The following is a 12,393-nucleotide window of genomic DNA, read 5'->3' as shown; positions in this document are numbered from 1 at the left end:
GAAAAATCGCTAATGAAAAAACTTCTATCGATCTTCAGGTAAATTGATATTCATTTCTAACATTTCGATATTTGCTTCTGAACGAACTTGCATTTGAATGTGCTGTTCATCTACACCACGAACGTAACGACTGACCACTTGCATGATTTCTTTTTTCATTTGGTCAATTTTGTCTTGGCTCAAGCGGCGACCTAAACCTTGTTCAGATGCAACAATAACTTTTAAGCGATCTTTGGCAGTTTGTGCACTTGATGGTTTTTCATCACTGCTAAAAAGTTTACTCCAGAATCCTGCCATAATTACGCTCCAAATAGTCTAGCTAACCAACCTTTTGGCTGTACTGCAATGTGTCGATAAGGACGATCTTCGCCAAGGAAACGAGCGACTAAATCATCGTAGGCTTGACCAGCTTTTGCTTCGTCATAAAGAATAACAGGCTTACCTTCGTTCGATGCTTGAAGTACGCTTGGACACTCAGGAATAACACCCAAAGTCGGAACACGTAAAATATCTTTTGAAATATCATCAATCGTTAACATTTCTTGTTTATCAGCACGTTCTGGATTGAAACGTGTAATACATAAATGTTTACGAATACGCCCTTCATTGTGTTCTACTTTTTTAGTTTTGCTATCAAGCATACCAATAATACGATCAGAGTCACGAACTGATGAAATTTCTGGGTTTGTCACAATGATTGCTTCATCAGCATGGTACATTGCTAAAATTGCACCACGTTCAATACCTGCTGGTGAGTCACAGATGATGTAATCAAACTCTTGAGATAGTTCATCAATCACACGTGCAACACCTTCATCACTCAAAGCATCTTTATCACGTGTTTGAGATGCTGGAAGAATGTATAGGTTTTCGATTTCTTTATCACGAATCAGGGCTTGTTGTAAGCGAGCTTCATTATTGATGACATTGACAAAGTCATAAACGACACGGCGTTCACAGCCCATGATCAAATCAAGATTACGTAAACCTACATCGAAATCAATCACAACAGTTTTATGACCACGTAGGGCTAAACCTGTTGCAAAAGATGCGCTTGTTGTAGTTTTACCTACACCACCTTTGCCTGACGTTACGACAACAATTTTGGCCACCGAATCCACTCCTATTTATGGTCATACGGCCCTAAAAGGGCTTTTTGGGTGTTTAATAAGTTAAATTAAAACTGTAAGGCTTCAAATTCAAGCTCTTGCTTGTTATTTAAATAAATATGTACGGATTTTTTGATCAGATCTTTAGGAATATCATCTGCGACACAATATGTCCCTGCGATCGAGATTAACTCTGCTTCTAATGAATGACAAAAAATTCGAGCTGAAGTGTGTCCACCTGCACCTGCAATGACTCTACCACGAGCATTGCCATAAATGTGAATATTTCCAGACGCAATGACTTCAGAGCCACTATTCATACCTGCATTCAAGATAATATCACCTTGATCCTGTACCAAACATTGTCCAGTACGCAAAATCTCATCATGATACGAGGTGATATGCGTGGTCGGTGTTTGTTTTTGTGGTGTTTGTATTTCTGGAGTTTCAGTATTTGTTTCAGGTGCTTGAGCAACAACTTGCTCTTTTGATGCTTTGATACGCTGTAAAGGTTGATCAGCAGGCAGTACAGGAAATTGGATCGCCCGAGCTTCATCACCTAAAATTCCATCAATTACCGCCATTGGCTGTAAGCCAAGATCAATCAGCAATTGAATTAAGGCAATCAGTTCTTGTTCAACGGTACTGTCAATAATGACTAAGGTTCCCAGATAGAAACCTTCATTGAGGGTGCTTGTAAGTTGCTGGCGGATCGCATTATGGTCATTTGTGTCGAATGTTAATCGACTAAAATTCACCATTCTGCCCGTAATCCGTATATCAGCCATAATTTATCCTTAAGGGCTTTTTTAAGCACTCTATTGTGTTAAAGCATGTTGTAAATAAAAGCAAATGCTAGAACAAATTACAGGAATTCTCTAGCTAGATTGGTAAATTTTCTTGTAATCATTCTGCTTTTTTATCCAATTGATCATATTCACGTAAAGTTTGTTGCCATTGTTTGACTTTGACTTGTTTTCGTATGGCTGCAAGACTTTCAAATACTACTGATTCGACCAATTCTTCTAAGTATTTATTATCAATATTCAATTCACTGACTTTTTCTGCAATAAATAAATAATTCTCATTGGGTTGATTTACAGATCCATTGGTAAACGGCTCAATTAAACCTGCACTGATATTTTCACCCAAACGTTGGCCTATACTTTGAATTTGCTGTTCAATTCGCCCACCTACGATTGGGATTAGACGTAATAATTGAGTCAGCTCAGGCGTATCCTCAATTGCTTGATTAACAATAATGCCTACTTTTTGCGTAATGATCGGTTGTTGTGCTTGGAGCGTTTTTGCTAAAGATTCTTGCAATAGGGAAGAAAGGGCGACAGTAAATAATTGACGATGATGATCCACTAAGTCATGAATAATATCTTTATGACTTGAACTGGTTTCCAACTCCTGTCGAACGCCATCTATAACTGTAATCACCACACGATCTGACAATTCTTCCATAACGACACTGTAATAAAAAAGTGCCTTAATTCGAATATTATCTGGAACAACTTTATAACCTAATTCATGTAAACGATAGGCAATGATACCTGCGCGGAATAAGCGTAGAAAACGTAAATGGGGAATAATCGCTAAGATTTCGTACCAATGAATAAATGGAAAAAACCACCAACGAGCATGGTGTTTATTCACAATCGCAATTGCCCATCGCACGGCAAGTTCAGTGATTAAAAAAATAATAAACCATGCTTCGGTGGTAATCACCCAAGGGTGCAAATAGCTACGATAGAATTCAAGTACACTGGCTAAATGGATCGTATTGAAAAACCACGCTCCAATATTACTCATTAGAAAAAAGTTCATGCCTAAGCAGAACAAATTAAAAACTATAATAAAAACCATGAAAATGTCATAAACAAGAAACAGTTTGAAAAACTTACTGTTTGGATTTACAAGGCTATATTTAGAGTTCTGTTGTGAGTCCTGCTGAGTCATGTGGTTAGTCAATTCCTAATCAGACTATTGATAATATTTAGACTTCATCTGTGAAATCAGTTGGTCTTTCTCTGTCCAAATTTGGTCGACCCATTGCTGGAAGCGTTCACGGTAGATTGGATCATCTTCATAATTTCCACCAAGCACCCAATCTGGAATTTCTATTTTACGCAAATCCACAGCAATACGTGAAACATCGCCTAGCCAGAAATCACCATAATCTGGTGCACCATCAGGATAGACAATTGTCATATCAACCAAAGCATCAATCTTATCGCCTAAGATGTTTAAAGCCAATGCCAACCCACCTGCTTTTGGCTTAAGTAAGTTTTGGTAGGGTGATTGCTGTTTTGCTTGTTTTTCTGCGGTAAAGCGAGTGCCTTCAAGATAATTGAGTAGTGTAAAAGGCTGACTTAAGAGCTGTTCGCAGGCTTTACGTGCTTCTAACATATCGCGATGTTTCAGTTCTGGGTTTTTAGCCACTTGTTCCTTTGAGTGACGTTTCATCATTGGGAAACCCAAAATCTTAAAGGCTTGCCCAACAAAAGGAATAAAGATGAGTTCCCACTTGGTGAAGAAGCGGGTGAGTGGCATACGTGTGAGACCAAAATATTGATTTACTGTGGTATCAACCCAACTTTGATGATTACAAATCATTATATAACGACCTTTTAAATTCAGATCGAGCTTTTCATCAATACTGATTTCCCATTTAAGATTTGGTAAGACTTTTTCAATCAGTTGATTATTTACGCCAATCCAACTATTCGCCAACTGAATATTGGTTTCATCGACTTTTTTTGATTTTTTAAATAATTTTGTAAAACCAAGAGCAAGAACAGGAGGACCATGTAAAAAAGTACTTCCGGTGATCACAGAACCAACAGTAAGTCCTTTACTTACCCTTTCTAATAACGATGCTTTTTTATTTGTGGTAGACATAAATCAAACCTTGAGTGCTAATTTTCGATAAAACAGTCCTTTTAACTATAAACAACAGATATTTAAATACAACTGTATATTTTTAAATGTTCACAATTTTCATATATTCCAGTAATTATAGATACAGAATCTGGGAAATTAAAATTTTTAACATACAAGACTTAGATGATTACTTAATTTTCAATAATGTGACACATATCTCATAAACGTGGTTTTATGTAAAACAATAAACAGTGGAGAGAATGTGAGTATAAGATCAAGAAAAGTGCATCAAAATATTACAAAAATATAAATAAACTGTTTATTATTAACAAAATATCAATGGTCTGGCTTGATTTTCTCATTCATTATTTGTTCAGACAACAAAATACATAGACAGGAGCTACGCAATGCGTGCATTAGTAATTTCAACATTAGTAGGGGCTGGATTGGTACTTTCTGGTTGCCAAACAATGAGTGGCCAAGGTAACGATATTGGTGGTGTTTCATACGACAAATCTGCTCTAGGTGCTTTAATTGGTGCGGCAGCTGGTTACGGTGTTTCTAAAGGTATTAACAACGGTAGCAGCAGCCAAAACAACCGTGCAATTGCAATCGGTGCGATTCTTGGTGGTGCAAGTGGTTTATATCTCGATAACAAAGAGAAAAAATTACGTGAGCAAATGGCAGGTACAGGTGTTGATGTAGGTCGTAATCCAGATGGTTCTGTTCAATTGATCATGCCGGGTAGCATTACATTTGATACCAATAAATCAAATATTAAACCTAACTTCTACGGTACTTTAAACAAAGTTGCACAAGTGTTGGCTGAAGATAACAAGAGTGCGATTCTTGTAACAGGTTATACAGATAATACAGGTAATGATTCAATCAATATTCCATTATCTCAAGCACGCGCTCAGTCAGTTAAAAATTATTTAGCTGGTCAAGGTGTTTCAGGTAGCCGTATTGATGCGCAAGGTTTAGGTTCTTCTAATCCAATCGCTTCAAATGCAACAGCTGCTGGTAAAGAACAAAACCGTCGTGTAGAAATTAGCATTTATGCAAAACAGTAATTATTACTGATTTAGAAAAACCACCTTCGGGTGGTTTTTTTATTGTGTCGAACAGCTTGCGACAAGCTATGGCGTGTCATTTGTATAAGGCATCATAATTTATACATATCCCAAGATTTACTATTGGGATTCTAAAACAGAGATGTCTATAATCATGCTCGAAAACGTGAGAGGTATTACGAGATGTCATCTGCCAGTCAACTCAATGACAAGCAACTTGAAGCGATGAAATATGTTCAAGGGCCATTGTTGGTGCTCGCAGGTGCGGGTTCAGGTAAAACCTCAGTTATTACACGAAAAGTTGCTTTCTTAGTACAGCAATGTGGTATTCCAGCACATCGTATTACTGCCATGACCTTTACCAATAAAGCCGCACGTGAAATGAAGGAGCGTGTCGGTAAGTTATTGTCACGTGAAGAAGCAAAAGGACTCTCAGTTTCGACTTTCCATACCTTTGGCTTAAATTTATTGCGTTTAGAATTAAAAAACTTACCACTTAAAGCCAATTTTTCGATTTTAGATGCTGACGACTGCAAACGAATTCTGATGGACTTAATGCAGCGCGATAATATGTCGGGTGCAGAGAGTAAAGAACTCATCGCTAAAGCAATGAAGAAAATTTCTGATTGGAAAAATGACTTAGTTTTACCAGAGCAAGCTCATTCAACGTGTGAAACAGTTGACGATGTACAGTTAGCACATTTATATCAACTCTATGAACGTAATCTGCGCGCTTATAACGCTGTTGATTTTGATGATTTGATTGTGATGCCAACGCGTTTGCTGCAAGAGAATGCTGAAGTCAGAGACAAATGGCAAAATCGGGTTCGCTATTTACTGGTAGATGAATATCAAGATACCAATACTGCACAATATACCCTTGTAAAACTTCTCGTTGGTGTGATGGGGCAATTCACCGCCGTAGGTGATGATGATCAATCTATTTATGCATGGCGTGGTGCAAAGCCTGAGAATATGGCTTTATTAAAAGAAGATTTTCATAATTTAAAAGTGATTAAACTTGAGCAAAATTACCGATCAACCAGTCGTATTCTAAAAGCGGCTAATGCTGTAATTGAAAATAATCCACATATTTTTGATAAAAAATTGTGGAGTGATAAAGGACATGGTGAAAATATCCGTGTGATCACATGTTTGAATGATGATGATGAAGCGGAACGTGTTGTTAAAGATCTCATCACGCATAAATTGATGAATGGTAAAAATTGGAAAGACTATGCGATTTTATATCGTGGTAATTTCCAAGCACGCGTATTAGAAACGCAGCTACGTCAAATGCAAATCCCTTATAAATTATCGGGTGGGCAATCATTCTTTGCTCGTGCTGAGATTAAAGATGTGATGAGCTATTTACGTCTCATTATTAATCCTGAAGATGATAGTGCTTTCTTACGAATTATTAATACACCGAAGCGTGCAATTGGGCCTGTCACCTTAGAGAAACTGGGACTATTTGCACAAGAAAATACCTTATCGTTATTAACAGCTTCTTCAGATCAACGATTGTCGATGGTATTGCCTAAGAAAGCTGCCACTCAATTACATGAGTTTGCTGATTTTATCGCAACATTTACCCGTGAATTGTTAGACGATGATGAGCCTGTACCTAAAGTCCGTCAAATGATCAACGAAGCGGGTTATATCGATTACGTGCGTGAGCAAGCAGCAACACCTGCTCAAGAAAAAACCAAAATCGATAATATTGAGAGTCTCTATACCAGTATCCAAAACTTGATTAATCGTACTGATGATGTCGATGAAAAGAATATTGAAAGTGTAATTCGTAAACTGGTATTGCTTGATATGTTAGAGCAGCAGCAAGAAGAAGAGGACACGGATAAAGTGAACTTATTGACGCTACATGCTGCAAAAGGATTGGAATTTCCTTATGTGTATATGATTGGCTTGGAAGAAGAGCTATTACCACATAAAAACTCGATTGCTTCAGAAACCATCGAAGAAGAACGCCGTTTAATGTACGTGGGTATTACCCGTGCTCGACAAGGGCTAACCTTGACACTTGCTGAGCAGCGTAAAAACGGTGGTCAAATGCGTCAAATGACACCAAGCCGTTTTTTAGACGAATTGCCACAAGATGATCTAGAGTGGCATGGTCGTAAAAAGAAACTCGCACCGAATGTTGATCCAAAAGAGCAAGCTCAGCAATATCTTGCGAATTTAAAAGCATTATTGAAACGTTAAGAAATAGTAAGTAGGAAGTTGTAATGAAAGTTCAAGTTAAAGTATTAGATGCTCGTTTAGGTCAAGAATGGGCATTGCCTTCTTATGCCACAACGGGTTCAGCAGGTTTAGATTTACGTGCCTGTTTAGATACTGCAATTGATATTGCGGCTGGTGAAACGGTCTTAGTCAAAACAGGTCTAGCAATTTATATCGAAGATCCAAACTTTGCAGGTTTAATTTTACCGCGTTCAGGTCTTGGTCATAAACATGGTATTGTATTAGGAAACTTGGTCGGTTTGATTGATTCCGATTATCAAGGTGAATTGATGATTTCTGTTTGGAATCGTGGGCAAAGTACATTCCGATTAGAACCGGGTGAACGTTTGGCTCAATACGTTTTAGTTCCTGTGGTACAAGCTGAATTTGAACAAGTGCAAGAATTTGTTGCGACTGAACGTGGTGCAGGTGGTTTTGGACATACAGGCCAACACTAATACTGCTTCCATTATCAATTTAAATGCAATGCTTTGCTTAAAAGCATTGCATTTTTGATATTGATTGTTCTTTGGATTTGTATTAAAAAGCAGCTGACAAATTATTTTAATTTTTCTGAACAAGGGTTAACTAATTTCTTAATAGTTCTGTTTTTTTGAATCAGCTAATGATTATAAAAATAGGGGTTCACTGTGAATACAAAATATACATTTCCTCTGAATATTTTTCGTGCTTATGATATTCGCGGAAAATTAAATCATTTAACACCTCATGTAATTCATTCAATTGGCTATGCTTTAGCACAACAATATAAAAATGCAGGGCAATATCAAGTCGTTATTGGGTATGACGCACGTCTAACCAGTCCGACTTATGCCAATATTATTCAACAAATTTTTCAAACACAGGGTTTAACAGTCACCAACATTGGATGTTGTTCATCGCCCATGATGTACTATATTGCGCGTGATTTTGGTGGGAACGGAATTATGGTAACTGCAAGCCATAATCCTAAATCTGATAATGGGATTAAATGGATTTTACAAGGAGAACCACCTAGCCCTGAAATTATTCAACAGGTTGGTTTAGCAGCTCAATTTGCGTTAGGAAAAATTGAAAAAAATAGTGATTTACAAGAATTATCACATCATATTATTCCTGAATTTTGTTTAAAATATCAACAATCCTTATTAGCTGATATTCAGTTAAAACGCCCTTTAAAAGTTGCATTAGATGGTTTACATGGTGCAGCAGGTCGTTGTGCAAAACTCGTCTTAGAGAAGTTAGGCTGCGAAGTTATTGCGATTCGATGTGAGGCAAATGGCGCTTTCCCAGACCATGCACCTGATCCATCACATGCTGAACATTTAAAACAGTTGCAAGCGGCTATCCTTTTGGAAAAAGCAGATATTGGTATTGCCTTGGATGGTGATGGCGATCGAGTCGTTATTCTGGATGAGCTTGCCCATATTATTAGTCCAGACCGCTTATTGTCTTTATTCGCACAAATTTGTTTAAAACAGCATCCTCAAAAAGAAATCGTATTTGATGTGAAATGTTCACAAATGGTGGCTGAGACGGTACAAAAGCTTCATGGTCAAGCCAAAATGATTCGTACAGGAAGTAGTTTCTTGCGCGCATATTTATCTCAATCAAAAGGCAATGCCGTATTTGGTGGAGAGTATGCAGGTCATTATGTATTTAATGATGGTCGTGGTTTTGGTTATGACGATGGTCTATATGCGGCGCTAAGAGTCATGGAATACCTAACTCAATCAGACAAAGCAAACCTTTCTGCTTTATTAGCAATTTACCCTGAACGTTATTGTACTGAAGATACCTATATCAGTACCCATGATATAAACCCTAAACAAGTTTTAAATGATATTGAAATTCAAAGTCATCGTTTAGGTGCTCGTTTAAGTAAAATAGATGGTGTAAGACTTGATTTTGATGATGGTTTTGGCATTATTCGAGCATCTAATACGGGTGAGTATTTCACAGTTCGTTTTGATGCAGATAATCCAAGCCGATTAAGTGAAATCCGCCAAGAATTTGTTTCTATGATGCAAGAGCAATATCCGCAAATTGCACAAGAACTCGCACAAGCTTAATAAGGAGACACGCATGCCACATGAGCATATCGGCATTGATAAAGCAAAAATTTTGATTGAAGCTTTGCCGTATATTCAGCGTTTTGCAGGTAAAACGTTGGTTGTAAAATATGGTGGCAATGCAATGACTGATCCAGAGCTTGAAAGCTCATTTGCGCGTGACATTGTGCTATTAAAAACCGTGGGCTTAAATCCAATTGTTGTACATGGTGGTGGTCCACAAGTAGATTCTTTATTGAAACGTTTAGGACAAGAGTCCGATCGTATTGATGGGATGCGCGTTACTGATCAAGCCACGATGGAAGTGGTAGAAATGGTGTTGGGTGGTAGTGTCAATAAATCGATCGTCAATCTGATTAACCAACATGGTGGTCGTGCAATTGGTTTAACAGGTAAAGATGGTAATTTACTTCGTGCCCGTAAACTGCTTATGGAAAAACAAGAAGCTGATGGTTCAATTTCTCAAATTGATTTGGGTATGGTCGGTGAAGTGACTGGTGTTAAAACCGATGTACTGGAAATGTTTACCCAAGGGGATTTTATTCCTGTGATCGCACCATTAGGTGTTGATGAAGAAGGGAATACTTATAATATCAATGCTGATCTCGTCGCTGGAAAAGTTGCAGAAGCATTAGGCGCTGAGAAATTGATTCTTTTGACTAATATTACAGGTGTATTAGACGAAAATAAAAACTTATTAACTGGATTAAGTACACAAGAAGTAGATCGTTTAATTGAAACAGGCGTTATCTACGGTGGCATGATTCCTAAAGTCGGTTGTGCATTAGACGCGGTCAAAGGTGGTGTCGTGAGTGCACATATTGTAGATGGTCGTGTACCTCATGCAACATTATTAGAGATCTTTACTGACCATGGGGTTGGAACGCTGATTACCAATCGTGCAAAGCACTAAAGATTAAAAAGACCTCATTGAGGTCTTTTTTTTCGTCATGATCTGTTCACGTTATAGTCATTTCAATGTCATTTAATCGATTTAAGTTAACTCTAGACATAAGGAGCTTTCATTATGCTAGAAAAATTAAATCAATATCGTCAGACATTAACTTCACCTTTACGCCAAAAACCATCACAAAATCAATTTCGTTTTGGGTGGGTGGACAACCTAAAAGAATTACAAGAAGTACAAAGATTTAGAGCAAATCAATTCTCTCATCAATTTGGTATCTCTTTTGAAGATGGTCTCGATCAAGATCTCTATGACTTTGGTTGCGAGCATGCTGTATTACGTGAGAAATGGACTGGTGAAATTGTTGCCTATACACGGCTTAAATTATTTCAGGGGCATGAGATTGGGCAAAGCTATAGCGCTAAAGAGTTTGATGTTGTACCTAACTTTTCGCATTTGCCAAGTATTCTAGAAATAGGTCGTACCTGCGTACATCCACAATTCCGTTCTGGAAAAGCTTTATCAATGCTTTGGTTAAATTTGGTGCCAAAGGTGTTGTGGTCAATGCGTGCTAAGTACCTTATGGGATGTGTCAGTATTCATCTTGAAGATAATTTAGCGCGTGCCTATTACACTCATCGTCAGATTCAACAATTAGGTGATCATCAAATTATTGATATTCGCTCAAAACGTGCATTCGAACCTGAGAGACCAGAATATAGCTTCCCACAAGATGAACGGATGCCAAAATTATTTGATACATATTTAGGTATGCAATCTAAGCTCTCCAAACAAGCATTTTATGATGAAGATTTCAAATGTTTAGATTATTTTGTTTTCTTAGAAATTAATAAGATCGCGACTTCTTTTGTCATGAATAAAATGGTGCAGCGATAGTTATATCATTGTTAGGCTAATACTGAGCACATATTGAGATTTACAAGATATCTAAACCTCATGCACAATAGGCTTAGATGTTAGACAGTTAGAAGATATGTGCCAGCTATTAGGAATGAATTGCGCGACCCCAACAGATATTACTTTTTCCTTTCGTGGATTTTCACAACGAGCTGGCGTTACGTCTGATCATTGTGATGGCTTTGGTATCGCATTTTTTGAAGACAAAGCATGTCGGTTATTTGTTGATAATCAATCCGCAGTTGAATCACCAATTGCAGATTTAATTCGTAATTATCCTATTAAATCTCGTAATGTGATTGCACATATCCGAAAAGCAACACAAGGCAAAATTACGCTAGAAAATTCACATCCATTTTTACGTGAGTTATGGGGGCGACATTGGATTTTTGCGCATAACGGTGATCTACACGATTTTAATCCTCAGCTTAATGGTCGCTTTGAACCTGTCGGTAATACAGACAGCGAACGTGCTTTTTGTTATTTATTAGATCAAATGGTTGAAGCGTTTGGATATACAGAACCGTGTATAGAGAAAGTTTTTTCTCTTTTAGAAAGAATTTCTCCTGAAATTGCTGAGCATGGTACGTTTAATTTTTGCCTATCCAATGGGCAAGCATTATTTAGTTATGCGACAACTAAACTGCATTGGTTAGTAAGAGAATATCCATTTCAACCTGCGCATTTAATTGATTTAGACGTCAAAGTGGATTTTAGCGAGGTAACGACACCTGAAGATCGTGTTGCTGTTATCACGACGGAACCGCTCACACATAATGAATCATGGACTGCATATCAGCCAGGCGAAATGATTTTATTTCAGCACGGGAAACCCATTAAATATGCACTCACACGTGTTGAACGTTTAATTCGAGAAGCAGACAATCCGCTGTTAAAACGAATGACCAAAGCAGATCAATATTAATTAGGTATAATCAAAATTAATACATGATATATACCTTTTTTATAATATGAATTCCTTAACTTTTATATTTAAATTCCATTTTGAATTTGGTTTTAAAATTGGTTAAAAAATACTTGAGTGTTTTGATTGGGTAAAATATTTAAATAAATATAAAACAATAGGTTAATTTATTTTATTGAAAATATTTAAAATCTGACAAAAATGCTGTGTTTTTATTTAATTACTTAGTCGATATTATGTCCTTATTCAATAAATCACA

12 protein-coding genes are annotated in these 12,393 nt (G+C 37.2%); 7 read left to right on the top strand and 5 right to left on the bottom strand.

The genetic code is table 11. The annotated features are described in order from the left end of the window. Positions 1 to 24 precede the first annotated feature (24 nt). From minE to AC0JIQ_RS12100, 5 genes are all read right to left on the bottom strand, one after another. Entirely contained in the window at positions 25 to 297 is a 273-nt protein-coding gene (gene minE, locus AC0JIQ_RS12120) for a cell division topological specificity factor MinE (protein ID WP_004663449.1), read from the bottom strand. Positions 298 to 299: 2 nt separating this feature from the next. Beyond that, positions 300 to 1,112, bottom strand: coding sequence for a septum site-determining protein MinD (gene minD, locus AC0JIQ_RS12115; protein ID WP_004663447.1), 813 nt, complete (start codon positions 1,110 to 1,112; stop codon positions 300 to 302). 65 nt (positions 1,113 to 1,177) lie between these two features. Further along, positions 1,178 to 1,897 (bottom strand): septum site-determining protein MinC, encoded by a 720-nt coding sequence (gene minC, locus AC0JIQ_RS12110; protein ID WP_474201813.1) that lies wholly within the window; start codon positions 1,895 to 1,897, stop codon positions 1,178 to 1,180. 118 nt (positions 1,898 to 2,015) lie between these two features. Next, positions 2,016 to 3,074 (bottom strand): hypothetical protein, encoded by a 1,059-nt coding sequence (locus AC0JIQ_RS12105; RefSeq protein WP_005217838.1) that lies wholly within the window; start codon positions 3,072 to 3,074, stop codon positions 2,016 to 2,018. 24 nt (positions 3,075 to 3,098) lie between these two features. Further along, complete coding sequence (locus tag AC0JIQ_RS12100; RefSeq protein ID WP_046739530.1) at positions 3,099 to 4,016, bottom strand: acyltransferase; 918 nt, start codon at positions 4,014 to 4,016, stop codon at positions 3,099 to 3,101. 389 nt (positions 4,017 to 4,405) lie between these two features. On the opposite strand from AC0JIQ_RS12100, the gene AC0JIQ_RS12095 reads away from it, so the two are divergent. The 7 genes from AC0JIQ_RS12095 (at position 4,406) to AC0JIQ_RS12065 (ending at position 12,134) form a co-directional block, all read left to right on the top strand. Next, positions 4,406 to 5,071 (top strand): YiaD family glycine zipper/OmpA-like lipoprotein, encoded by a 666-nt coding sequence (locus AC0JIQ_RS12095; RefSeq protein ID WP_004663439.1) that lies wholly within the window; start codon positions 4,406 to 4,408, stop codon positions 5,069 to 5,071. 183 nt (positions 5,072 to 5,254) lie between these two features. After that, on the top strand, positions 5,255 to 7,294 hold the full coding sequence (gene rep / locus AC0JIQ_RS12090; protein ID WP_004663438.1) for a DNA helicase Rep: 2,040 nt from the start codon (positions 5,255 to 5,257) through the stop codon (positions 7,292 to 7,294). A 23-nt stretch (positions 7,295 to 7,317) separates the two neighbouring features. Further along, positions 7,318 to 7,770, top strand: a complete 453-nt coding sequence (dut, locus tag AC0JIQ_RS12085; RefSeq protein ID WP_004663437.1) for a dUTP diphosphatase — start codon at positions 7,318 to 7,320, stop codon at positions 7,768 to 7,770. A gap of 192 nt (positions 7,771 to 7,962) precedes the next feature. After that, positions 7,963 to 9,384: a phosphomannomutase/phosphoglucomutase gene (locus AC0JIQ_RS12080; protein ID WP_474201812.1), complete on the top strand. Its 1,422-nt coding sequence runs from the start codon at positions 7,963 to 7,965 to the stop codon at positions 9,382 to 9,384. A gap of 13 nt (positions 9,385 to 9,397) precedes the next feature. Beyond that, positions 9,398 to 10,297 carry an acetylglutamate kinase gene (gene argB / locus AC0JIQ_RS12075; RefSeq protein WP_004663435.1) on the top strand — a complete coding sequence of 300 codons (900 nt, stop codon included), beginning with the start codon at positions 9,398 to 9,400 and terminating at the stop codon, positions 10,295 to 10,297. Positions 10,298 to 10,411: 114 nt separating this feature from the next. After that, complete coding sequence (locus AC0JIQ_RS12070) at positions 10,412 to 11,188, top strand: GNAT family N-acetyltransferase (RefSeq protein WP_474201811.1); 777 nt, start codon at positions 10,412 to 10,414, stop codon at positions 11,186 to 11,188. A 97-nt stretch (positions 11,189 to 11,285) separates the two neighbouring features. Next, positions 11,286 to 12,134, top strand: coding sequence for a class II glutamine amidotransferase (locus tag AC0JIQ_RS12065; RefSeq protein WP_474201810.1), 849 nt, complete (start codon positions 11,286 to 11,288; stop codon positions 12,132 to 12,134). Positions 12,135 to 12,393: the final 259 nt, after the last annotated feature.

The organism is Acinetobacter sp. FB (assembly GCF_056033405.1).
The sequence above is the reverse complement of the archived record's forward strand: the minus strand, read 5'-3'. Positions and strand labels throughout refer to the sequence as shown.

What these genes read in the sequence shown, in the direction of transcription:
- minE (WP_004663449.1), bottom strand. Translation starts at nt 297, where the DNA reads ATGGCAGGATTCTGGAGTAAACTTTTTAGCAGTGATGAAAAACCATCA.
- minC (WP_474201813.1), bottom strand. Translation starts at nt 1,897, where the DNA reads ATGGCTGATATACGGATTACGGGCAGAATGGTGAATTTTAGTCGATTA.
- AC0JIQ_RS12105 (WP_005217838.1), bottom strand. Translation starts at nt 3,074, where the DNA reads ATGACTCAGCAGGACTCACAACAGAACTCTAAATATAGCCTTGTAAAT.
- AC0JIQ_RS12100 (WP_046739530.1), bottom strand. Translation starts at nt 4,016, where the DNA reads ATGTCTACCACAAATAAAAAAGCATCGTTATTAGAAAGGGTAAGTAAA.
- AC0JIQ_RS12095 (WP_004663439.1), top strand. Translation starts at nt 4,406, where the DNA reads ATGCGTGCATTAGTAATTTCAACATTAGTAGGGGCTGGATTGGTACTT.
- rep (WP_004663438.1), top strand. Translation starts at nt 5,255, where the DNA reads ATGTCATCTGCCAGTCAACTCAATGACAAGCAACTTGAAGCGATGAAA.
- dut (WP_004663437.1), top strand. Translation starts at nt 7,318, where the DNA reads ATGAAAGTTCAAGTTAAAGTATTAGATGCTCGTTTAGGTCAAGAATGG.
- argB (WP_004663435.1), top strand. Translation starts at nt 9,398, where the DNA reads ATGCCACATGAGCATATCGGCATTGATAAAGCAAAAATTTTGATTGAA.
- AC0JIQ_RS12070 (WP_474201811.1), top strand. Translation starts at nt 10,412, where the DNA reads ATGCTAGAAAAATTAAATCAATATCGTCAGACATTAACTTCACCTTTA.
- AC0JIQ_RS12065 (WP_474201810.1), top strand. Translation starts at nt 11,286, where the DNA reads ATGTGCCAGCTATTAGGAATGAATTGCGCGACCCCAACAGATATTACT.